Here is a 22,350-nt window from a genome sequence, read left to right as displayed (position 1 = left end):
GCAAGGGGGCCACGGGAGTTCTACGCCGGTGCGTGGAACTCCCGTACGACCTCGATGCGGCCCACGATGTGGCGGTTGAACTCCGCCAGCTCCTCCGCCGGGACCCACAGCTCGAGGATGGTCTCGCCGCCCGCCCGACGGACCGGGTAGCGCTCCAGGAACCCGGCGTCGACCTCGAAGCGGGTGACGTAGCCCGCGCCGGAGGCGGGGACGTTCCAGTCGCGGGCGATGCGGACGGCGTAGTCCTCGTTGAGGACCGGGTAGAAGATCGGCTGCTCGGGCAGGCGCGGGGGCCAGGCCGTCCAGCCGGAGGCTTCGACCAGTGCCAGCTCCTCGGGGCCCGTGGGGCGCCACAGGGTCGTCGTCCTGGGACCGGCCCCGGTGCCGGTCCCGGTCCCGGCTCCGGTTCCCGTCCCCGTCCCCGTCCCGCTCGGCGTCTGAGTCATGGTCGGCGACGTTAGCCGTCCGGGTGCGGGGACCGCCACGCCGTTTCACGGGCCGGTGCGTGTCCGCCGGGGCGGGGGCGGCTCGGCGGCGGGCTGCGCCGGGGGACGGCGGCGCGGCAGGAGCCCGTACCGTCCGGTGAGCCAGGAGGCCAGGGCGACCGTGAGGCCGAGGCCGACCAGGAGCCAGGCGGCGGTGCGCAGGGTTTCGGTGAGGGCGTCGTAGACGGCGCCCGCGGCGGGGCCGTCCACCGGGCCGGGGAGTTCCGCGACGGTGAGCCGCCGGCCGACCACGACGGCGAGGGCGAGCAGCGCCCCGCCGAGCGCGGTGCCGATCCCGGCGGCCGTGACGGCGCGACGGCGGCGGGCGGCGACGGCGATGCCGGCGACCGCGAAGACGACGGCCGCCAGCGGCAGCCAGAACGCGGCGACGTCGAGCACGCGGTAGCCCTCCCTGAGCCGGTCCGCCTGGTGGGCCGTGAGCACGGTGACCGCGGTGTGCCGGACCGGGATGCGCCGGGCGAAGGGCACGTCCTCGGCGAGCCGGTCCCGTACGCGTTCGGTGACGGGGGCCAGGTCGACGGTGACGGGGCGCCCGGCCGTCGCGTCGTCCCGCAGGGCGCGCAGCACGGTGGCGTGGACGGTGCGGTTGGCCGCGTCCCAGCCTTCGTGGAAGGCCTCGGTGCGGGTGAACGACCGGGCCGCGTCCCGCACGAAGAGCCGCACGGTGCCGCTCACGGGACCGGCCGTGACCTCGCCGACGATCCCGGCGAATCCGGAACCCAGGGTGTCGGCGGCCGCGTCCCGTACGTCCGGGTCGTCGGCGAGCGGTGCCACGGTCGCGACGTACCGGCCGGTGTCGGCCGGCCCGTGCATCGCCCAGCCGGCCAGCGTCGCGCACGGTGCGAGCAGGCCGGTGAGGACGATCAGGACGGCCGACAGGGCGCCCCTGAGGCGTGGGAACACCCTCCCAGGGAAGCCCTCGCGGCGCCCCGGAGCGACCGGCGTGACTGCATATGGCCGCCCGGGACGAGCCGGTCAGGTGGTGCGGGCCGCCCGGCCTGCCCGGGCCTCCTGGGCGTCCTGGCGGGTGTAGTAGTGGTAGACGAGAGCCGCCGTCACCGCCCCCGCGAGCAGCAGCGACGCGAGGATGCACGTGAACATGGCGACGCCGCTGCCCGAGTAGATGAACCCCAGCGCGCTGCCCGCGAACGCTCCCCACAGTGCCGCGTGGCCCTCGCGCGGCAGCCGCCGGCCCACCGCCCTGATGGCGAAGTAGAGGATGGCGAACGCGAGCATCGACATGAAGCCGTACAGCAGGTTCGTGGTGGTGATGGGGCCGCCGTGGCGGCGGACGGACGCGACCCAGTAGCCGTAGACCAGGGCCGCCGCGACGGGCATCGCCCACTTCACCAGCAGGTGGGTCCTCTTGCCGAGGACGTCGGGCGTCGCCCGCCTCGGCGTGCCCGGGCCCGTGCCGGTGCGGGCGCCGGTGGGTGTTCCGGGTGTGGTTACCGCGTGAGCCATGAGCGCACTCCTTAGCCTCGCCCCGTCTGCCCCGCCCCCGTCTGCCACCCCCGTCTACCAGGGCACACCTGGGCGCGCCGGGGGGCAAGTCGGGATGCGGGCCCGCCGGGGGCGTGTTTCGCTGGGGCCCGTGAGGGGTCGTGTCCGCAGGCCGGTGCGCGCCCGGTGGCGGCCGCTCGGCCGGCTCGTGCACGCCGCCGGTCAGGGGGACGCCGTGTCCCGGCACGAGCTTCTCAGTGTGCGCGGCCGCAGTGTCGCCTGGCTGTTCCCGCTGCTCCTGCTCGTCGGCATCACCGCGGGCGACATCACCACCGGGGCGTTCGAGATCATCTCCTGGACGGTGCTGGTGCCGGGGGTGGCCGCCGCGATCTGCGGGGTGTGGGGAACGGCCGCCTTCGTCGTACTCGCGGTCGGCGTCTACGTCATGGCCGACACCGTCTGGCAGCACCGGGACGAGACCGGGCTGCCCGGTCTGGTCCTCGTCGTCCTCGGCGGTCTCATCGCCGTGGCGGCCGCCGGGTTCCGGGTCGGCGGCGAGCGGCGCATGCTGCACATGCGGGACATCGCCGACACCACCCGCCGTACCGTGCTGCGCCCGCTCCCGGTGGGCTTCGGCGGCCTGGACCACGCCGCCGTCTACCTCTCCGCGGACAGCGAGGCCCGCGTCGGCGGCGACTTCTACGACATCCAGCCCGGTCCGCACGGCACCCGGGTCCTCGTCGGCGACGTGCAGGGCAAGGGGCTGGGCGCGGTGGAGACGGCCGCCGCGCTGCTCGGGACCTTCCGCGAGGCCGCCTACCACGAACCGGACCTCGCGACGGTCGCCGAGCGCCTGGAGGTACGCATGGTGCGCCACCGCGAGCACACCGCGGGCCTCGGGCGGTCGGACGGCGACCGGTTCGCCACCGCCGTGCTGATCGGCTTCTCCCCCAATCTGCCGGACGCCGTGGACGTCGTCGTCTTCGGGCACGAGCCCCCGATGGCGGTCGGCCCCGGCGGCGTGCGCACCCTGCCGGTCGCGGGCGGGCTGCCGCTGGGCATGGCCGAACTCTCACCGGGCCGGCCGGGTGCGGCACCACCGGTGCACCGGCTGCGCCTCGCCGCGGACGAGACGCTGCTGCTGGTCACCGACGGGGTGACCGAGGCCCGCGATCCCGCCGGGGTCTTCTACCGGCCGACCGACGACATCGCGCCCGCCCTCGCCGCCGACGCGCGCGCTGCCGCGCCCGCACGTCTGGTGTCCCTCGTACGGGACGGCACGCTGCGCCACTGCCGGGGGCGGCTGGCCGACGACACCACCCTCTTCGCGGTACGGCGGACACCGGACCCGGGGGAGCCGGGCGACGGGTGAGTGCTCCGCTTCGCAGCCGTAGCGGTTACGGTGCTGCCGTACGTGATCGACGGCAGATCGCCGGAGACCGGCGGAGACCGGCAGAGGCCGACAGAGACTGACAGAGGCCGATGAAGGCCGGCGGAGGCCGGCAGGAACTACAGGGGGAGGGGACATGCCCGGAACCGTGCTGCTGCTCGCGGCGGCGCCCGTGGGCCGTGGGTGCCTGGTGGACGCCGCCTCCGTGCTCCCCGTGCTCGCGGCCGTGCCGCCCGCCGTGCTCTCCGGCACGGACACGGCGAACGTCGTCGAACTCGCCGACCCGCTGGAGCCGCAGGCCGTCCTCACCCGGCTGCGGGCCGCGGCGGCCGCCCCCGGGCCGCTCACCGTCTACGTCGCCGGGCAGCTCCAGCTGGACCGGCGCCAGCGCCTGCCGCACCTGGCGCTGGCCCGCACGACCCCGGCGAACGTCCGCTACACCGCCCTGCCCTGGCACTGGATCCGCGAGGAGCTGCGCCTGCGGCCGAGCGGCGCGACGACGCTGCTGCTCGACCTGCACGCCGACCACGAGACCTGGCAGTGGCTGCGCACCGGCCCGCTGGACTCCGGGCGCAACAACGCCGTCTACGGTCGTGTCGCGCCGCCGCCCGCACGGCGGACGGTGGCCGTCCCGTCGTACATGCGGGGCGTCGCGACGATCCTGCGCAGCGGGCACCGGCCGCCGCCGGACGAGCTGCACCAGCAGGCACTGGCCCGGGCAGCCGCCGACGCCCCGGGCAGCGGTGCGGTGACCGGCGCCGACCTGGTGCTGACGGCGCCGGGACCGGTGGCGGGCGACCCGCACGCCGTCATCGCCGCCGCCGTGCAGGCCGGACGGCACGGTGACGCCGACGCGCTCGCCGCCCGGCACGAGCGGACCGCGGCCCACACGTACGGGCCCGCCTCCGAGGACGCGCTGCACTGGACGGAGGTCCGGGCCGACCTGGCGATGTTCGCCGGGGACCCGGTGCGCAGCTGCCGGGCCTGGCTGACGGTGGCCGAGGCCCGGCTCGGTGCCGGGCAGCCTCCGCAGGCGCCTGCGGTGGAGGCGGCCGTCGACCGGGCCCACCACCAGTGGGGCCGTATCCGCGACGCCGGACCCGCCCGCGAACTGGGACCGCCGCTGGCGGCGCTGCGCGGCCGCGTACCGGGCCGCCGCGAGGGCGCCCTGGACCACGTCCAGCGCGAACTGAGCCGGCTCCAGACCCAGGGCTGAGCACGGCACCCGACCGGCACCCCATCGGTGGCCCGGCCGGTGGTCCGGCCTGCGGCGGCGGTGGCTAGGGGGTCACGGCGGCCAGGTCGTCCGGGGCGGGGGCGGGGGCGGTGCCGGACCTCGGTGCCGGGGACGAAGAGGGGGGTTCCGTGTCCACCGGGGCCGCGTTCGCGGCCAGCAGCAGCCCGGCCGCGGCGGCGACGGCGGCGGCGAGCGCTCTGGCGTAACGTTCGGCGGTGCGGGTACGTACGGGCACGGTGTCCTCTGCGGAATCAGGGATTGTGTCAAGCGCGCTTAAGCGCGCTTAATACGCCGTTTAACCTAGAGCCGTCCGAGCCGAACGGCAAGAGCCTCAGTGGGAGTTGGCAGTGGGGGACCGTGACGACCGAAACGCCGTCGGACGCCGGGTGCAGCGACTGCGCGCCGAGCGCGGCATGACCCAGCGCCAGCTCGCGGAACCGGCCTACACGCCCGCCTACATCTCCACCCTCGAGGCCGGCCGCGTCCGCCCCTCCGACGAGGCCCTGCGGCACCTCGCCGAGCGACTCGGCGTCGGCTACGAGGAGCTGGCCACCGGACGCCCCGCCCATCTCGCCACCGACCTGCGGCTCAGGCTCACCGGCGCGCAGCGCACCCTCGCCACCGAGGGTGCCGAACAGGCGGCCGGCCAGTACACCGAGCTGCTCGCCGAGGCCGAGGCGTACGACCTGGCCGAGGAGCGGGCCGCCGCGCTGCTCGGGCTCGGGGAGTGCGCCGTCGAGACCGGCGAACTGGCCTCCGGACGGCAGTACTTCGAGCGGGCCGAGCAGTGCCTCGCCGACGCCGGTGCCCCGCTGCCCGCCCGGGTCCCCGCCCTGCGCGGCCGCGCCCTGTCCCACTACCTCGCCGGTGAACTGCGGTACGCCGTCTACCTGCTGGAGTCCACGCTCGACGAGCTGAACCGCGGCGGCCTGCACGACCCCGACGCGCTGCTGCTGCTCTACGCCAGCGCGATCGGCCCGTACATGGACATGGGCGCCCACGCGCGCGCCGCCCAGGCCGCCGAGCTCGCCCTCTCCCTCGCGCCCAGCGCCGGCGATCCCGCGCTGGTGGCCCGCATGCACCGCTCCGTGGCCCGCACCCTGCTCGCCGAGGGCCGCCTCGCCGACGCCGACGCCTCGCTCGCCAAGGCGGCCGAGCTGTACCGCACGCTGCAACTCCGTACCGAGCTGGCCAACTGCCACTGGATGCGCGGCTACGTCTGCGCCCAGAACGGCGAACTCCCGCGCGCCGAGGAGGAGATGCGCGAGGCCCTCGGCATGCTGTCGGCCACCCGCGCCGCCCTCTACAGCAGCCAGGTCGCCGTCGAGCTGGCCGACGTACTGCACCGGCGGGGCAAGTCCGAGGAGGCCGCGGAGCTGCTGCACGGAGTCCTGCACGACCTCTCCCCGGAGCGCGGGGCCGTGCACGCGGCGGGTGCGCACCGGCTGCTCGGCATCATCGCCGAGGACGCCCGGGACACCGAGACCGCCGAGGAGCACTACGTCCGCGCGCTGAGCCTGCTGGAGCGGGCCGGCGCGGCCGGTGACCTGGCCGATCTGTGCCGGCTCCTCGGCGACCTGCTGCGCCGCACCGGCCGCGTCGAGGCGGCCCTGGACGCGTACCGCACCGGCCTCGGGCACCGCACCGCGCCCGGCACGACGACCCTGGGACCGGCACCCGCACAGCCGCCGCTGTAGCTGCGCGGTGCCGTCGACGTCCTGCCGTCACACCTGGGCCCGGCCCTGCCGCCGGACCTCCGTCAGCCGTCGCGTCCCCACCTCGACGGCCGTCAGGGTGGCGTCGTCGGCCGGCTCGCCGAGGGTGCCGTTGGTGAGGCTGAGCGCGTCGTCGCCGACCCGGACGGCGACGAGGTCCACGGTGAGGACCTCGCCGGGGCGGGTGCCGCTCACCGTCACCCGCAGGCCCCGGCCGGCGTCCCCCGCCTCCGGCGGCGTCAGGGCGGTGACCCGGACGTCCCGGACGTCCCGGCCGGTGCCGCCGGCGTCCGCCTCGAAGCGGCCGCACGTGTCCGGCAGCGTTCCCAGCCACGCCAGCGTGCTGTCGAGGTCGGCGGCGCGGTACGAGGTGATCCGGTAGTGCAGCTGGGCCCCGCCGTCCGGGTCGTCCAGTGCGGCGGTGGCCCGGGGCGCGGTGGTGGCGCCGCCGAAGAGGTCCTCGGTGTAGAGGATGTCGAGCAGCCGCCGGCAGTCGCCGCGCCCGGTCCGTTCCGCGGTGGCCTTGAGCACCTCGTCCCGCCAGGTCGCGGCGCCCCGCGTCGGCTCCCACGCCTCCCCCAGGTCGGCCGCCGTGATCAGGGCCGCCCGCGCCTGCCCCCGGGTGAGCACCGGCGGCAGGGCGGATGGCGGCAGAGGGGATGACGGCAGGGCGGATGACGGCAGGGCGGGTGACGGAAACGCGGCCGGGGACCGGGCGGTCGGCGGCGTGGTCCCGGCCGGTCGGCCCGGGGCCCGCCCGCCGACGGTGTCGCAGGCGGTCGCCGTCAGCGCCAGCACCGCCGACAGCGCGGCGCCGAGCAGCGGGCGGGCGGCGCGGGCGGGCGACGGACGGGCGGCGGGGGCGAGCTGCATCGGTGCCTCCTGGCGGGCCGGTGCGACCGGCGCCGTTCAGGATCGGTCACCCCTTCACGGCACCACCGTCCCCGCCACGCCACCACCGCGCGCGGCCGTCCGGGTGAGGGTGCGCCGGGCGGGGCAGGGGGCCCGGCCGGCGGTTACAGCCCCAGCCAGACCGTCGTGTCCGGGCCCAGCCGGCCGTCCTCCAGCGGCGCGCTGCTCAGCAGGACCTCTCCGGCCGGCAGGTCGACCGCGGCGCCGGAGAGGTTGGTGACGCAGCGCCAGCCGTCCGAGCGGTCGAACCGCAGGACGTCGGCCGGGACGTCGTCCGACCAGGTCAGCGCCTCGCCGTCGAGCAGCTTGCGGCGCAGGCGCAGGGCGGTGCGGTACAGCTCCAGCGCCGAGCCCGCCACCCCGTCCTGGGCCTGGACGGCGTACGCCGCGTAGTCCGGCGGCTGCGGCAGCCACGCCCCGCCCGCCCCGAAGCCGTACGACGGGCCGTCCGTCGTCCACGGCAGTGGTACCCGGCAGCCGTCGCGGCCCTTGCGGACGTGCCCGGTCTGCTCCCAGATCGGGTCCTGGAGGACCTCGGTGGGCAGGTCGGCCACCTCGGGCAGCCCCAGCTCCTCGCCCTGGTAAAGGTAGGCCGAGCCGGGCAGTGCCAGCATCAGCAGCGTCGCCGCGCGGGCCCGGCGCAGTCCGGCCGCCGTGTCGACGGCGGGCGCGCGGCCGCCGGAGAGCAGCCAGGCGTCGGTGTCCGTGTCCGGCGGCAGCACGAGGCGGGTGGCGTGGCGCACGACGTCGTGGTTGGACAGCACCCAGGTCGCCGAGGCGCCGGCGGCCCGCGCGTCGGCCAGCGAACCGGTGATGACCTCGCGCAGCTCGGCCGCGTCCCAGCCGGTCTGGAGGTACTCGAAGTTGAAGGCCTGGCCCAGTTCGTCGGGTCGGGCGTACAGGGCGCGCCGGGCGCCCGGGACCCAGGCCTCGGCGACGGCCGTGCGGGGCGGGGTGTAGGCGTCGAGGATCTTGCGCCAGTCGCGGTAGACCTCGTGGACGTCGTCGCGGTCGTAGAAGGGGTGGGTGCCGGGTGCGAACTCCGTCAGGGCCGCCTCGCCGCTCAGTTCGGGGGCGCCGAGGTCGCGCAGCGGTTCGGTGAGGTCCTTGACCAGCGCGTGGGCGACGTCGACGCGGAAGCCGTCGACGCCCCGGTCGCACCAGAACCGCAGCGTGGTGCGGAAGTCGGCGCGGACCTGCTCGTTCTCCCAGTTCAGGTCGGGCTGCTGGGGCGCGAACAGGTGCAGGTACCACTGTCCGTCGGGCACCCGCTGCCAGGCGCTGCCGCCGAAGACGGACTGCCAGTCGGTGGGCGGGAGTTCGCCGTGCGCACCGCGGCCGTCACGGAAGACGTACCGGTCCCGGGCCGCCGAACCGGGGCCGGCGGCCAGCGCCTCCCGGAACCACGCGTGGCGGTGCGAGGTGTGGTTGGGGACCAGGTCGACGATCACCTTCAGGCCCAGCCGGTGGGCCTCGGCGGCCATCGCGTCGAAGTCGTCCAGCGTGCCCAGGCGCGGGTCGACGTCGCGGTAGTCGTCGACGTCGTAGCCGCCGTCGGCGAGTTCGGAGGGGTAGAAGGGGCTCAGCCACAGGGCGTCGACGCCGAGGGCGGCCAGGTGGGTCAGGCGCTGGGTGACACCGCGCAGGTCGCCGAGACCGTCGCCGTCGGCGTCGGCGAAGCTGCGGGGATAGACCTGGTAGATGACGGCCTGGCGCCACCAGTTGGGGTCCTTGGACGACAGATCGGGGGTGCTGGCGGTGCTGCGTACGGTCACGCGGCCTCCTTCGAGATGCCGAGTCGGTACGTGCGGGCGACACGAACCGGTCTGGTACGTCTGTCCAGATCACCCGAAAAGCGAACCCGCGCGCCCGCGACGCGCCGGGGGCTACGCCTCCGTGCGCTCGACCGTGCCGAGGTACAGGTCCACGTACCGGGCCACGTCCACGTCCAGCGCCACGTCGACCAGGGCCTGTTCGCGCATGCCGTCGTGCAGTTCGGACTCCCCGACGCGCAGCCGGCGGTCGACGAGGGTCTGGCCGCGGGCCGGGCCGGGGGCCAGGGACACCTCGACGGGCAGCCGGCGGGTGGTCAGGCCCTCCGGGTCGAGCACCGCGCAGACCGCGCCCGCGTCGCCGAGCCCGCCGCCGGGGTCGGACGCGTCGGTGGCCGGGCCGCGGTGGGCGAGCAGGTCGCCGGCGAGCCGGGTGCCGGGCTCGGTGCTCGCGCGCAGCCGCCGCACGTCCGCGCCGGGCACGATCACCCGCTCGAACACGTCGAGGCCGTACATCGTGATCGGCACCCCGGCCGTGAGCAGGATCGCGGCGGCCTCCGGGTCGTGCCACACGTTGAACTCGGCGACCGGCGTCGCGTTTCCGGTGGCCACGGCGCCGCCCATGAACACGATCCGCTCGATGTTGGCGGTGACCTCGGGGTGGGTGCGCAGCAGCAGCGCGATGTTGGTCAGCGGCGCGGTCGGGATCAGCGTGACCGGGCGCGGGGCGGCGAGGATCTCCCGGCGCAGCAGCGTCACCGCGTCCACGTCGGCGGGGGCCCGGGTCGGCGCGGGCAGCCCCAGGTCGCCCATGCCGTCGGACCCGTGCACGTGCCGGGCGGTGCGCACGCCCTCGATCAGCGGCCGCTCGGCGCCCCGGGCGACGGGGACGTCCGGCGCGCCGGCCCGCTCCAGCACGGTCAGCGTGTTGCGCACGACGCCCGCCACGTCCGTGTTCCCGGCCACGCAGGTGACCGCGCGCAGGTCGAGGCGCGGGTGGCGGACCGCGAGCAGCAGGGCCAGGGCGTCGTCGATGCCGGTGTCGCAGTCGATGATCACCGGGAGGGGACGCTGCTGGTCGGAGGCGGTCGTCACGGCGGGCTCCTTACGGTGGCGTGCGGGGCGCCGGTGACCCTACGCCGGGCACGGATGCGGCGCGGCGCGGCACTCGCGGCCGGGGTCGGGCGGGGTTCCGTCAGTGGACGATCACCAGGTCGTGCGGGGTGGTGTTGAGCCGCCGTCCGCCGTCCTCCGTGCAGGTCACGACGTCCTCGATGCGGACGCCGAACCGGTCCGGGAGGTGGATGCCGGGCTCGAGGGAGAAGCACATGCCGGGTTCGAGCGGCTGCTCCTCGCCCTCCGCCAGATAGGGCGGCTCGTGGGTGGTGACACCGACTCCGTGGCCGGTGCGGGGCGCGCCGTGCCCGGCGTGGCCGGCCTCCTCGAGCACCGCGCGGGCGGCCCGGTCGACCTCCTGGCAGGACACCCCGGGCCGTACCGCCCCGAAGGCCGCCCGCTGCGCGGCCCGTACGGTCTCGTGGACCCGGCGCTCCTCGTCCGTCGGCGCCCCGACGTGGACGGTGCGGGCGGTGTCGAAGCCGTAGCCGTCCCGCAGGCCGCCGAACTCCAGGACGACCATGTCGCCGTCCCCGATGACCCGGTCGCCGGGCCGGTGGTGCGGGTCGGCCCCGTGGGGACCCGCGCCGACCACCGTGAAGTCGACCCGGCAGTCGACCCGGCTGCGGCCGTGTCCGCGCAGCAGTTCCGCCAGGTCGGCCGCCAGCTCGCGCTCGCTGCGCCCGCGGAAGCGCAGCGCGAGGACCTCCTCGTACGCGGCGTCCGCTGCCGCTGCCGCCGCCGTCAGCCGGGCCACCTCGTGCTCGTCCTTGACCGCGCGCCGCATGGGCAGGACGACGGACAGCGGCTGGTAGGTGGCGAGCGGCAGGGACTTCTGGAGGCAGAGCAGGTGCAGCGCCCAGGTCCCGTCGGAGACGGCGTAGCGGCCGTGCGGGCGCAGCAGTCCGGCCGCGGCGGCGTAGGCGTCCTGGCCCTCCCACCAGTCGAAGACGCGTACCGCGCCCGCGCCGGGTGCCGCCTCGGCGGTCGGCCGGTCGATCGCCGGTACCAGCAGCCGGGGCTGGGAGGTGGCGGTGAGGACGAGGAGGGTCAGGCGTTCGGTGGTGGCGGTGGGCCGGTAGCCGCACAGCCACACCAGGTCGGGGCCGGGGGTGACCAGTACCCCGGCGAGCCCGAGGGCGGCGGCCTCGTACGCGGTGCGTTCCATGCGGGCCGCGTAGACCTCGTCCGTGAAGGCGGCGGGGGCGCCGTCGCCCGGGCCCGCACCCGTGCCGGCACCCGGCAGGGACGTCCCACCGGCCCCACCGGTCTCGCCGGCCCCACCGGTCTCGCCGGTCACGGGTGTCTCACCCGCCCCGCGCGGGCCGTTCACGGCCGACGGCGGCGCGCGGCGCGTGCGGGCCTTCCGGGACCGGCCATGTCGTCGCCTCCAGGGACCTGGTGGGGCATCTCCGCCGCGGGCACGCGGGTCTTCCCCAGTGAAGGCCGGAGGGCACCGCCGCGCCCTGTGGTGCACCGCCGGACGGGTGACTCAGACGTGTCCCGGCCCACCGCTGCCGAAGGATCCGCTCGACCCCGGCGACCAGCGGCGCCGCTGCTGGTCGTCGCCCCGCCGGCTGCCCGAGTGGTGCAGCTGGTAGGGCATGAGCCGCGGGCTTCCGTCCTCGTTCAGCGGGATCTCGTCCGGCTCCCGTATCTCCCGCTCCTCGTGGACGGGACCGGTGTCCGGGAGGTGCGGCTGTTCGTCGGCACGGGGGCGGCGGGGCTCCCGGTCCATGACCCGCATGCCCGTGCGTACGGCCCAGACCAGCGCGCCGGCGATCACCAGCCCGATGATGAAGACCACCAACACTTTCAGCCCGCCCGAGGGCGCGGCCAGCACTACATACGTTGCCGTACTCATGCTCTGATTATGTACCCCCAAATGGCATAAAGCGCCCGATGTGTCCTGGTTGGTGTTCTTGTGAGGGGTGCCGGCTGCGGCGGCGCCCCGGCCGTCAGGGGGCCCGCAGGGCGTCCACCGCGATCCGGGCCGCGGTGCCGATCACCGCGTCCGCCGCCGGGAGTACGGCCGCGGTGTGGGCGGTACGGGTGAAGACGGCCACGGCGTAGCGACCGCCGTCGGGGTACTCGACGACGCCGACCTCGTTGCGCAGCGTCGGCAGACTGCCGGTCTTGCCGGCCACGTGGACGTCGTCGAAGGGAAAACCCGAGGCCAGGCGGTGCGGCCACACCTGGAGGCCCATGATCCGGCGCATCGCGGCGCCGTACTCGGGCGGGCCGGCCTCGTCCCGCCACACCGCGCCGAGCAGCCGGGTCATGTCGCGCGGCGTGCTGCGGTTGGTGCGGGCCGGGTCCAGGGCACGCAGCCGGCTGATGACGTGCGGGTCGGCCAGCGCCCGGGCACCGTCCGGCCCGGCGTCCTCGCGCATGGTGCCCAGCATCTCGCCGAAGCCGTGCACCGCCCGCGTCCGGGTGAGGCCGAGCCGGGCCGCGGTGCGGTTGACGGCGTCCAGGCCGACCCGGCGCAGCAGCAGGTCGGCGGCCGTGTTGTCGCTGACGGACATCATCAGGAACGCCGTGTCGCGCAGCGACAGCCGGACCGGGTCGAGCATGGCCGCCAGTCCGGTGGGCCCCGGGGTGCGCCCGTCGGGCGGGCACTCGACCTGCTCGGTGAGGTCCAGCGCCCCGGCCGCCGCCAGTTCGTGCAGGGTCACGAGCACGCACAGCTTGTGGACACTGGCCGTGCACACCGGCTGGTCCGCCCGGACCCCGACCTGCGCCCCCGAGTCGATGTCGACGGCGTGCAGCCACCCGGTGACGCCGGCGTCGGCGAAGGCGGCGTCCAGCCGGGCGGCGGTGGCGGTGTCGGTCATGGCCGGGGCTCCCCCGCGGGACGGGGGCCCACCGGCCGGGCGGCTGCCGCGAGGGGTGCGTCGGCCGGGGCCCCTGCTGCCCGGAGGGCGCCGCCGGGGGCGGGGGGCGCCGGAGGGGTGAGGGGCGCCGACGGCCGGTGGGCGGGGCCGGTCACCGGGCGTGCCGGCGAGTGGCCGGCGGCGGCATGGTCGGTCATGGCCGGGGCTCCCCTGCGGGGCGGCGTCCCACCGGCCGGGTGGCCGAGGAGGGCGTGGTCGGTCATAGCCAGTACTCCGATGCCGGGCGAAGGTGCAGGGGCCGGGCCGATGTCTCGGAGTGGGCGCCGGCCGTGGTGCGCAGGGCGTGGGTGGCCGCGTCCGCGAAGGCGCCGACGGCGGCGTCGCCGCGCCCCTTGGGCCAGGCCGCGGAGTGCCGCCAGGCGGGTGCGGCCCCGGCCAGCGGGCGCCAGACCACATCCCGGTCGCCGGGGGTCACCAGCCGGGAGTCACGGGGGCCGAGGGCGACGGCCCCGGAGGACAGGACCAGCCCGCGGGCGAAGCCGGCGCCCTGCCCGTGCCGTACGGCGGCGGGCGTGTAGCCGCCGCGGGCGCAGGCGGTGAGCAGGTCGTCGTAGACCGCGGGGGCGTCGGCGCGCGGGAAGAGGACCAGGTCGTAGCCGGTGAGGGCGGCGAGCGGCACCTCGTCCAGCTCCGTTTGCGGGGCGCCGCGCGGCAGCAGGACGCCGAGGTCGCGGCGGAGCACCGGGCCCAGCTCCAGGCCGGTGACGTCGCACGGATGGTGGATGAGGCCGACGTCCAGCTCGTGCGCGGCGAACCCGGCGAGCTGCTGGGCGGTGGTCAGCTCGTGCAGCTCCAGCTCGAGGCCCGCGTGCCGGCGCCGGAAGCCGGCGAGCAGCGCGGCGACGGTCTCGCCGGAGATGTCGGGGGACAGTGCGGCGCGCAGCAGACCGCTCTCGCCGTCCCGGATGCGGCGCGCGGCGGTCCGCAGCGCCTCAGCGCGGGCCAGCAGCTCGCGGGCCTCGCCGAGCAGCAGCGTGCCCGCCTCGGTGATCGTCACCTGGCGGCTGGTGCGCTCGAAGAGCCGGACGCCCAGCTCCTTCTCCAGCCGCTGGATGCGCTGCGACAGGGGTGGCTGGGCCATGCCGAGCCGGGCGGCGGCACGCCCGAAGTGTGACTCTTCTGCAACAGCCACAAAGCACTCCAGGTGCCGCACCAGGTCCACGACCAGTAATCATATCGGGGATTGATCGATCCGACATCCATATCGGTCTTGGACAGGGACTCGGCGGGGTTGCTCTCCTCGGGCCATGCGCTCCTTTGGTGAACGTTCCCGCCGCTGGCCCGGCGTGCTGGCCCTCGCCCTCGCCCTTCCCCTGGCCGGCTGCGCCACCGACTCCGACCGTCCGGACGCGGCACCGCCGTCGAGCGGGTCGTCCGCCACCAGTGGCGGCACCAGTGGCAGCACCGGCGGCGGTACCGGTACGGCCACCGCGGCTCCCGGAACCCGCGAACAGCTCCGGGTGGACGGCGACGTCCGCGAGTACCTCCTGCACCGGCCCTCCTCCACCCCCGCACCTTCCGCCGCCGACGGCCCGCGGCCCCTCGTCGTCGCCTTCCACGGGCGCGGCGCCGACGCCGCCGAGCTGCGGGCGAAGACCCGGCTGGAGAAGGCCGCCACCGCGCGCGGCATGCTCGTGGCCTTCCCCGAGGGCCTCGGCCACGGCTGGGGCGCGGGCACGCGGGCGACGCGGCAGCGCCCGGACCCCGAGCTGGACGTGCGGTTCACCGAGGCACTGGTCGAGCACCTGGTCCGCACCGAGCGGGCTGACCCCGAGCGGGTCTACGTCGCCGGGTTCTCCAACGGCGGCTCGATGGCCCTGCGCGTGGCCGCCGAGCGCCCCGGTCTGCTGGCGGGCGCGGCCTCGGTCTCCGGCCAGCTGCCCACGGGCGACGCCGCGGTCGAGCCCACCGGGCCCGTCCCCGTCATGGTCGTCTACGGCGCCGACGACCCCGTACGCCCCCTGGCGGGTCTGCCCTCCCCGCCGCCGGACCCCGAGGAGCCGATCCTGGCGACCCGGTCGGCCCGGGACACCGCGGCGGCGTTCGCGGCGGCCGGGGGCGCGGGCGAGCCGGTCACGCGGGAGGAGGAGGGCTACGACCGGACGGTGTGGCGGCTCGGGACCGGTGCCCCCGGCGGCGACCGGCGGCCGGACGGCACCGTGCGGCTCCTCGTCGTCGAAGACGCCGGTCACACCTGGCCGGGCTCGACCGTCCCGCCGCCCGAGGGGTTCGGCCCCGTCAGCAAGGCCCTGGACGCCACCGAAACGATCCTCGACTTCTTCGCCGACCCCGGCCCCGGCCGCTGACCGACAAGGACCCTTCCCATGTCCGACTCCCCCTACCTCACCTCTCCCCGCCGCCGCAGGCCCCGCAACGGGGTGCGGGCCGTCGCCGCCGTCGGCGTCGTGCTCGCGATCGCCGCGGGCGGCTCGTACGCCGCCGGGCTCGGCCCCTTCGCGCGCGGCGACGACGGACCCGACCCCGCCGCGATGAAGCAGGCGCGCGCCTTCCTCGCCGACTGGGCCGCCGGGCGGCTCCCGAGCGCGGCCGGCCGCACCACCGAGCCCGGCAAGGCTCAGGAGGTGCTGCAAAGTTTCACCGCGGGCCTCGACATCGAGAAGCCGAAGCTGACGGCGGCGGACGCCGGGGCGAAGGAGGCGGAGGACGGCACCCTCGGCGTCCCCTTCACGGCCAGGATGCCGGTCACCGGCCTGGGCACCTGGACGTACGAGTCGAGGCTGCCGCTGCGCGAGCAGGAGGACGGGGGCTGGAAGGTGGACTGGCGGCTGTCCCTGGTGCATCCGCGGCTGAGCGACACGGAGAAGTTCCGCCTGGAGCGCGAGGAGACCGCGCCGCCGAAGGTCACGGACCGCGAGGGCACCTCCCTCGTGGGCGCCGACTACCCGTCGCTGGCCCCGCTGCTGGGACGGCTCGCGGGTGACGCGGGCGGTGGCGGCGGTCCGCGCGGCGCGGTCGAGCTGGTCGACCGGGCCAGCGGGGAGACCGTGCGCACCGAGGCGTCCTTCGGGAAGAAGCCCGACCCGACGACCGCGGACCGGCCCGTGCGCACCACCCTGGACGCCACCTGGCAGTCGGCCGCGGAGAAGGCCCTCGGGGAAGCCGACGGCAAGAACGCCTCGCTCGTCGCCCTGCGCGTCGACAACGGCGAGGTCCTCGCCCTCGCCAACTCCCCCTCCTCCGGCTTCAACCGCGCCGCCTCCGGCACCTACGCGCCCGGCTCCACGTTCAAGATCGTCACGAGCAGCGCCCTGCTGCTCAAGGGGGCGGTCGCGCCGGACGACGTCGTGGACTGCCCCAAGTACCTGACGGTGGGCAAGGAGTTCCACAACGTGGAGACGTCCGAACACCCCGGCGCCACCTTCCGCAAGGACTTCACGGAGTCGTGCAACACCGCCTTCATCAGCCTGCGCGGCAAGCTCGACGACGGGGAGCTGGGGAAGGTCGCCCGCACCTACTTCGGGATCGGCCAGGTCTGGCACGCCGGCATCCCGACGTACGACGGCTCGGTGCCGGCGCCCAAGGACGAGACGGAGAAGGCGGCGTCGATGATCGGGCAGGGCCGGGTCCAGGCCAACCCGCTGATCATGGCGTCGGTGACGGCCACCGCGGTCTCCGGCGAGTTCCACCAGCCGTCGCTCACCGCGGGCACCGAGGACGAGACGCGCACCGAGCCGCTTCCCGACGAGGTCGTCACCCAGCTGCGCGAGCTGATGCGGGCCACCGTCACGGACGGCACCGCGCGCGTCCTGGCCGACCTGCCCGGTGAGGTGGGCGCCAAGACCGGCACCGCCGAGGTCTCCGACGACCAGGACAACAACGGGTGGCTCGTCGCCCATCGGGGCAACGTGGCCGTCGCCGTCGTGGTCGAGGAGGGTGTCACCGGCGGAGGCTCGGCGGGCCCGGTCGTGCACAGCCTGCTGTCGGCCGTACCGGAGGACCCGTCCTGAGCCGGCCGGCGGTGCGCGGATCAGGCGCGGGGCGGGTCCTGGGTGCCGGTGCCGGTGCTGTTGCCGGTACCGGTGCCGGGGGCCTCGCGGTCGACCGTCTCCCCCTGGATGACGCGCGGCGTCCCCGGCTCGTCCGCGTCCTTCGCGGCGCGGGCCTCGGCCTTGAGGATGCGGGCCGACTTGCCCGCCGAGCGGGTCAGCTCGGGGAGCTTCTTGATGGCGAGGACGACGGCGACGACGACGAGAATGATCGCGAGTTCGCTGAGTCCGAACACGGTGCTCCCCTGGTGAACGTACGGTGTGGGCCCGCGGCACGGGCCCGCACACGGAATCTACGGCAAGGCCGCCGGACCGGGCGCCGCGGCCCGGAGGCTCAGAGGTCTCAGAGGTCGAACTCGTGCGGCGGCAGGTCCAGGGCGTAGCAGGCCTCGCGGACCACGGCGCGCTCGTCCTTGTCGAAGTCACCGTCGGCGCCGCCGATCACGATGCCGATCTGGACCACGGCCCGTGCCTCGGCGGGCTTCTTCTTCGCCTTGGCGATCTCCTGGAGGATGCCGACCTTGCCGAAGGCGAAGTCGGCGGTGAGCTTGTTCAGGTTGTCCTCGAACCGGCGGCGCAGGTCGTCGGCGGGGAAGTTCTGCAGCACCTCGTTGGTCGAGATCAGCTGGGCCACCCGCTGCCGCTCCGAGGGGTCGACGGTGCCGTCGGCCGCGGCGACCAGCGCGCACATCGCCATGCTCGCGTCGCGGAAGGCGCCGCTCTTGAGGTCGTTCTTCTTCGCCACGAGCTGCGTCTGCATCTGCGACGCGGACTCCTTGAAGCGGTCCCACAGGGCCATGAGAACTCCGTACTCCGTACCGGTCGGACGGGAAAGGGTGATCGGGCTGGTCGGGGAGACCGGGAACGGCCCCGAGCCTCTACAGCACTGTAGAAACTATCAGCCTTCCCCGTCGTCGGAGTCGCCCTCGAAGAAGTCCCCCACCTCGTCGACGACCTCGGCCGCCACCATCCCCCCGGCGATGCCCGCGGCCCCGGCCATGACGGCGGCACCGACCCCGGACTCGTGGCCGTACACCGCGTGGGAGCCGTACGACGCACGGTGTTCGACCAGCTCCTGGATCCAGCCGTCGACGAGGGCGTTCCAGTCCTGCGGCCCGGACGGGCCCTCGTGCGGGACGGTGAAGCGGCTGAGCGCGTCGTGGCCGCCGTGTCCGCCGGGTCCGTCGGCGAACGGGCCGCCGCGCTTGTCCGCCTCCAGCACCACCTCGAGGGCGCCGGGCACGGCGAGGAAGGTCAGCTCGATCTCGTTGACCTGGTGGGCGTAGCGCGGGGGCGGGGTCAGCTCGACCTCCTGGTAGAAGGGCAGCTGCTGCCCGGTGCCGCCGATGCGGCCGTACTCCAGGTCGGCGGAGCGGAAGCCGAAGCCGAGCTGTCCGAGGGCCTCCAGGACGGCCTCCTGGGCCGGGAGCGGCGCCACGGTCAGCGGGTCCAGGTCGCCCTTGTCCCGGGCGCCGGCGACCGCCAGCTCGGTGCGCACGCCGAGCACGATGCCCAGCGGCTGCCCGTGCAGCTCGGTGGCCGGGGTCTCCCAGGGCAGCGGCACCGCGAAGGGCAGGCTGGTCTCCTCGCCCGCCGCGAGCCGGAAGGCGCCGCCGACGACGTGCCGGTCGAAGACGACGGCGCCCTCTCCGTCGCCGTGCTCCTCGTGCTCGGTCTCCACGCGGGCCACCAGTTCCAGTGCGACGTGCTCGACGTCGTGGTCGGCGGTGCCGCCGACGAGGCGGACCCGGCCCGACAGCGTGCCCCCCGGCCGGGCGGCGCCCGGGTCGAGGACCGTGTCCACCGTGGGCCCGCCCACGCCGAGGGAACCGAGCAGCCGCTTGAACACCATCGAGGCGTTCACTCCTTCACGTTCGTGCGGGAACTCCTGCGAGAGCACCCGAGGGAACAACCGGAATCCTCCGGCCGTTCTCTACAGGCGAGTAGAAGCATAGGGGTCTCAGGACTCCCGATCTTTTTGCTCGTCCTTTACCATGAGGGAGAACCCTCGGGTGCCCGGCTGGTACCGGCGCCCATCGACCCCGTTAAGGAGTCCCGTTCCGTAATGGAGCCCCCTAGTACCGGCCGTGCCACGGCCGGCCCGCCAGTTCCCCCGTACGTGCGTGAGGGAAGCGGGGTGGCACGGTGACCGAGGTCCTGCTGCTCCTGCTGGCCCTCCTGCTCACCCTCGCCTGCGCGGTCTTCGTCGCGGCCGAGTTCTCCCTCACCACCGTCGAGCGCGGTGACCTGGAGCGGGCCGCCGAGTCCGGTGAGCGCGGCGCCGACGGCGCCCTGAAGGCCGTTCGCTCCCTGACCCTCCAGCTGTCCGGCGCCCAGCTCGGCATCACCGTGACCTCACTGGTCATCGGCATGCTCGCCGAGCCGTCGATCGCCGTGCTGCTGCGCGGCCCGCTGACGGCGATCGGCCTGGGCGGCGCCGCCTCGACGGTCGCGACCCTGCTCGGCGTGGTCGTCTCCACCGTCGTCCTGATGGTCGTCGGCGAGCTGGTCCCCAAGAACTGGGCGATCTCCCGCCCGCTGGCCGTCGCCAAGGTCGTCGCGGGTCCGCAGCGCGGCTTCACCACCGCCTTCGGCCCCTTCATCCGGCACCTGAACAACACGGCGAACCGTTTCGTGCGCCGCTTCGGCCTGGAACCGGCCGAGGAGCTGGCGTCCGCCCGCAGCGCCGAGGAGCTGGTCGCGCTCGCCCAGCACTCGGCCGCGGAGGGCGCCCTGGAGGCGGACTCGGCCGAGCTGTTCGTGCGCACCCTGCACCTGAGCGAGCTGACCGCGGAGAACGTCATGACTCCGCGCGTGGACGTCAAGGCCCTGGAGGCCCACGCCACCGCCACCGACGCCGCGAACCTCTCGCACGCCACCGGCCTGTCCCGCTTCCCGGTCTACCGGGACAGCCTGGACGAGGTCGTCGGCACGGTCCACATCCGCGACGTGCTGGCCCTGGAGCCGGAGAAGCGCCGGACCACCCCCGTCACCGAGCTGGCCACCGCGCCGCTCCTGGTGCCGGACAGCCTGCCCGCCGACCGCCTCCTGGAGCGCATGCGCGCCTCCCGCACCATGGCCGTCGTCATCGACGAGTACGGCGGTACGGCGGGCGTGGCGACGGTCGAGGACATCGTCGAGGAGGTCGTCGGCGAGGTGCGCGACGAGCACGACCCGGTCGAGATACCGGACCTGCTGCCCGCCCCCGCCGACGCGGACGGCCGCGCGGCCTGGGAGGCCGACGGCTCGCTGCGCCTGGACCACCTGGAGCGCATCGGCCTGACCGCGCCGGAGGGCCCGTACGAGACCCTGGCAGGACTGGTCGCCACCCACCTGACGCGCATCCCCGCCAAGGGCGACGTGGTCGCCCTCGACGGCTGGCGCATCGACGTCCTCGACGTCGACCACCACCGCGCCGACCGCCTCCGCGTCACGGCACCCGTGCCGGACGACGCCCGGTCGGCGTACGAGCAGCAGCCGGCCGGCGACCGGGCGGCGCAGGACGAGCGGGAGCCGGCCCGATGACCGTCGTACAGCTCCTCATCGGCGCGCTGACGCTGCTGACCAACGCGTTCTTCGTGGGCGCCGAGTTCGCCATGATCTCGGTGCGCCGCAGCCAGATCGAGCCCCGCGCCAAGACGGGCGACAAGCGCGCCCGGATGACCCTGTGGGGCCTGCGGCACATCTCCCAGATGATGGCCACGGCCCAGCTCGGCATCACCGTCTCCTCCCTGGTGCTCGGCGCGGTCGCGGAGCCGGCCATCGCGCACCTGATGGAGCCGGTGTTCGAGGCGGTCCACATGCCGCACGCGCTGGTCCACCCGGTCGCCTTCGCCATCGCCCTGGCCCTGGCGACGTACCTGCACATGCTGATCGGCGAGATGATCCCGAAGAACATCGCGCTGGCCGCCCCGGCGACCACCGCGCTGGTCCTCGGCCCGCCGCTGGTCGCGCTCACCCGCGCCCTGAAGCCGGTCGTGTTCGGCATCAACGCCTTCGCCAACACGCTCCTCAAGCTGCTGCGGGTGGAGCCCAAGGACGAGGTCGAGGCCGTCTTCACCGACGACCAGCTGGCCCGCATGGTGGTCGACGCCAGCGAGGCCGGACTGCTCACCCCGGCCGACGGCGAGCGCCTGCGCGACGCGCTGGAACTGGGCACCCGCCCGGTCGGCGAGATCCTGGTCCCGGCCCAGAAGATGCGCACCGTCCCGCACACGGTCACCCCGGCCGAGCTGGAACGCATGGCCGCCGACGCGGGCTACTCCCGCTTCCCGGTCACCGGCCCCGGCGGCACCGTCCTCGGCTACCTGCACATCAAGGACACCCTGGGCCTGACCGACCGCGAGAGCCCCTTCCCGCGCACGGCCCTGCACCGCGTCACCCGCGTCCGCATCGACACCCCCCTGGACGACACCCTCACCGCCCTGCGCACCGAGGACAGCCACCTCGCCGCGGTCACCGGCGAGACGGGCGCGGTCCTGGGCTTCGTGACGATGGAGGACGTCCTGACGGAACTGGTCGGCCCGACGACCCCGGTGGCCCCGTAACGCGACGCGGCCGACCGCCCCCCGGTCGGCCGCGCTCCGTTCCCTTCCGGGCGCCTTGGCGCTTGGCCCCGATGGGAGTCGAGTGGAGGGACTGCTACGTCACTGACCGGCGGGTCTGATTGGGAACCTCGGCGGGAGCGCGTTCGTCTCCACCCACGACAACGGCAACACAGCGACGCGACAGCGCATCCGCACCGTCGGGGGGAGACGTCCATGGCCATGGTCGGCCTGTTCTGGATCACCGAGGGCTGTGTGTACGTGGGCGCGAAGCCCGCCGGTACGGCGCCCGGTGTGCGGCTGACCGAGGGCGGGGTGGAGATCCTGGGGGGTGAGCAGGGCGGCCGGTCCTGGGAGTGGGACGAGGTGCGGGGGCTGGGCGTGCGGGACGTGGCCGTGCGGTCGGCCGGGCGGCGGCTGGCGTCCATGGCGTTCGACTCGGTCGTCGTGCTGTTCACGGGGGACGGCGAACAACCGCCGCTGTTCACGGTGTGCGTGGAGACGGAGGGGGACGGCACGGTCGAGGCGAGCGCCCTGGCCGCCGTCACCGGGGGCATTCACACCCCGGACGAGTACGGGCTCTCCCGCACCCTCCTCGCTCGCCTCGCCGACGGCACCACCACCGTCGGCGAACTGGTCGGCTGGCGCCGGGAGGAGCCCGAGGACGTCGCCCCCGCCAAGGAGCAGCGGCTGGCGCTGCTGCGGGAGTGGACGGCGGCGGCGTCCGTCTGAGCGATTACCGCCGCCCTCCGGCGGATTTACCGGCCGCCGCGCCCGCCTGACGCCCGTTCGTCGTCGCGGGGGGTGATAG

22 protein-coding genes are annotated in these 22,350 nt (G+C 75.2%); 8 read left to right on the top strand and 14 right to left on the bottom strand.

The genetic code is table 11. The annotated features are described in order from the left end of the window. Positions 1-20: 20 nt before the first annotated feature. The 3 genes from OHA99_RS18230 to OHA99_RS18220 form a co-directional block, all read right to left on the bottom strand. Entirely contained in the window at positions 21-446 is a 426-nt protein-coding gene (locus OHA99_RS18230; RefSeq protein WP_228126162.1) for an ADP-ribosylation/crystallin J1, read from the bottom strand. A gap of 45 nt (positions 447-491) precedes the next feature. Next, entirely contained in the window at positions 492-1,409 is a 918-nt protein-coding gene (locus tag OHA99_RS18225) for a hypothetical protein (RefSeq protein ID WP_153178846.1), read from the bottom strand. 72 nt (positions 1,410-1,481) lie between these two features. Further along, positions 1,482-1,970: a hypothetical protein gene (locus OHA99_RS18220; protein WP_405696763.1), complete on the bottom strand. Its 489-nt coding sequence runs from the start codon at positions 1,968-1,970 to the stop codon at positions 1,482-1,484. 94 nt (positions 1,971-2,064) lie between these two features. Between OHA99_RS18220 and OHA99_RS18215 the strand changes: the two genes are divergently transcribed. Next, entirely contained in the window at positions 2,065-3,321 is a 1,257-nt protein-coding gene (locus tag OHA99_RS18215; RefSeq protein WP_366472388.1) for a PP2C family protein-serine/threonine phosphatase, read from the top strand. A gap of 154 nt (positions 3,322-3,475) precedes the next feature. After that, a complete protein-coding gene (locus OHA99_RS18210) occupies positions 3,476-4,555 on the top strand; it encodes a hypothetical protein (protein WP_164383965.1) in 1,080 nt (359 codons plus the stop codon). 64 nt (positions 4,556-4,619) lie between these two features. Here OHA99_RS18210 and OHA99_RS18205 read toward each other — a convergent pair whose 3' ends face one another. Continuing rightward, a complete protein-coding gene (locus OHA99_RS18205; RefSeq protein ID WP_153178843.1) occupies positions 4,620-4,811 on the bottom strand; it encodes a hypothetical protein in 192 nt (63 codons plus the stop codon). Between the two features lie 112 nt (positions 4,812-4,923). On the opposite strand from OHA99_RS18205, the gene OHA99_RS18200 reads away from it, so the two are divergent. Beyond that, positions 4,924-6,273, top strand: a complete 1,350-nt coding sequence (locus tag OHA99_RS18200) for a helix-turn-helix transcriptional regulator (protein WP_153178842.1) — start codon at positions 4,924-4,926, stop codon at positions 6,271-6,273. Positions 6,274-6,300: 27 nt separating this feature from the next. Here OHA99_RS18200 and OHA99_RS18195 read toward each other — a convergent pair whose 3' ends face one another. The 7 genes from OHA99_RS18195 to OHA99_RS18165 form a co-directional block, all read right to left on the bottom strand. Then, on the bottom strand, positions 6,301-7,164 hold the full coding sequence (locus OHA99_RS18195; protein ID WP_405696760.1) for a hypothetical protein: 864 nt from the start codon (positions 7,162-7,164) through the stop codon (positions 6,301-6,303). 143 nt (positions 7,165-7,307) lie between these two features. Next, complete coding sequence (locus OHA99_RS18190) at positions 7,308-8,978, bottom strand: glycoside hydrolase family 13 protein (RefSeq protein WP_153178840.1); 1,671 nt, start codon at positions 8,976-8,978, stop codon at positions 7,308-7,310. 111 nt (positions 8,979-9,089) lie between these two features. Further along, positions 9,090-10,070 carry a nucleoside hydrolase gene (locus OHA99_RS18185; protein WP_165685371.1) on the bottom strand — a complete coding sequence of 327 codons (981 nt, stop codon included), beginning with the start codon at positions 10,068-10,070 and terminating at the stop codon, positions 9,090-9,092. A gap of 100 nt (positions 10,071-10,170) precedes the next feature. After that, the gene (locus OHA99_RS18180; RefSeq protein ID WP_405698971.1) at positions 10,171-11,259 is read right to left on the bottom strand and encodes a M24 family metallopeptidase; all 1,089 of its coding nucleotides are present in this window, start codon (positions 11,257-11,259) and stop codon (positions 10,171-10,173) included. 324 nt (positions 11,260-11,583) lie between these two features. Next, a complete protein-coding gene (locus OHA99_RS18175; RefSeq protein WP_007451484.1) occupies positions 11,584-11,955 on the bottom strand; it encodes a DUF6479 family protein in 372 nt (123 codons plus the stop codon). Between the two features lie 94 nt (positions 11,956-12,049). Continuing rightward, positions 12,050-12,928, bottom strand: a complete 879-nt coding sequence (locus OHA99_RS18170) for a serine hydrolase (protein WP_153178838.1) — start codon at positions 12,926-12,928, stop codon at positions 12,050-12,052. 259 nt (positions 12,929-13,187) lie between these two features. Then, positions 13,188-14,120 (bottom strand): LysR substrate-binding domain-containing protein, encoded by a 933-nt coding sequence (locus OHA99_RS18165; RefSeq protein WP_366472358.1) that lies wholly within the window; start codon positions 14,118-14,120, stop codon positions 13,188-13,190. 115 nt (positions 14,121-14,235) lie between these two features. On the opposite strand from OHA99_RS18165, the gene OHA99_RS18160 reads away from it, so the two are divergent. Then, positions 14,236-15,294 carry an alpha/beta hydrolase family esterase gene (locus OHA99_RS18160; protein ID WP_381498154.1) on the top strand — a complete coding sequence of 353 codons (1,059 nt, stop codon included), beginning with the start codon at positions 14,236-14,238 and terminating at the stop codon, positions 15,292-15,294. An 18-nt stretch (positions 15,295-15,312) separates the two neighbouring features. Continuing rightward, positions 15,313-16,956, top strand: coding sequence for a penicillin-binding transpeptidase domain-containing protein (locus tag OHA99_RS18155; protein ID WP_153178835.1), 1,644 nt, complete (start codon positions 15,313-15,315; stop codon positions 16,954-16,956). 20 nt (positions 16,957-16,976) lie between these two features. On the opposite strand, the gene OHA99_RS18150 is transcribed toward OHA99_RS18155, so the two are convergent. From OHA99_RS18150 to OHA99_RS18140, 3 genes are all read right to left on the bottom strand, one after another. Next, complete coding sequence (locus OHA99_RS18150) at positions 16,977-17,231, bottom strand: twin-arginine translocase TatA/TatE family subunit (protein ID WP_007451611.1); 255 nt, start codon at positions 17,229-17,231, stop codon at positions 16,977-16,979. A 107-nt stretch (positions 17,232-17,338) separates the two neighbouring features. Continuing rightward, positions 17,339-17,794 (bottom strand): tellurite resistance TerB family protein, encoded by a 456-nt coding sequence (locus OHA99_RS18145; protein ID WP_153178834.1) that lies wholly within the window; start codon positions 17,792-17,794, stop codon positions 17,339-17,341. 99 nt (positions 17,795-17,893) lie between these two features. Then, on the bottom strand, positions 17,894-18,847 hold the full coding sequence (locus tag OHA99_RS18140; RefSeq protein WP_153178833.1) for a sporulation protein: 954 nt from the start codon (positions 18,845-18,847) through the stop codon (positions 17,894-17,896). Positions 18,848-19,140: 293 nt separating this feature from the next. On the opposite strand from OHA99_RS18140, the gene OHA99_RS18135 reads away from it, so the two are divergent. From OHA99_RS18135 to OHA99_RS18125, 3 genes are all read left to right on the top strand, one after another. Then, on the top strand, positions 19,141-20,520 hold the full coding sequence (locus tag OHA99_RS18135; RefSeq protein WP_153178832.1) for a hemolysin family protein: 1,380 nt from the start codon (positions 19,141-19,143) through the stop codon (positions 20,518-20,520). After that, positions 20,517-21,542 carry a hemolysin family protein gene (locus tag OHA99_RS18130; protein ID WP_153178831.1) on the top strand — a complete coding sequence of 342 codons (1,026 nt, stop codon included), beginning with the start codon at positions 20,517-20,519 and terminating at the stop codon, positions 21,540-21,542. The genes OHA99_RS18135 and OHA99_RS18130 overlap by 4 nt, the downstream gene beginning before the upstream one ends. A gap of 213 nt (positions 21,543-21,755) precedes the next feature. Further along, the gene (locus tag OHA99_RS18125; RefSeq protein WP_366472356.1) at positions 21,756-22,271 is read left to right on the top strand and encodes a hypothetical protein; all 516 of its coding nucleotides are present in this window, start codon (positions 21,756-21,758) and stop codon (positions 22,269-22,271) included. Positions 22,272-22,350: the final 79 nt, after the last annotated feature.

This window comes from Streptomyces coelicoflavus (assembly GCF_045041415.1).
Lineage (GTDB): Bacteria > Actinomycetota > Actinomycetes > Streptomycetales > Streptomycetaceae > Streptomyces > Streptomyces coelicoflavus.
Note: the sequence above shows the minus strand (reverse complement) of the source record. Positions and strands in the feature narration are given on the sequence as shown.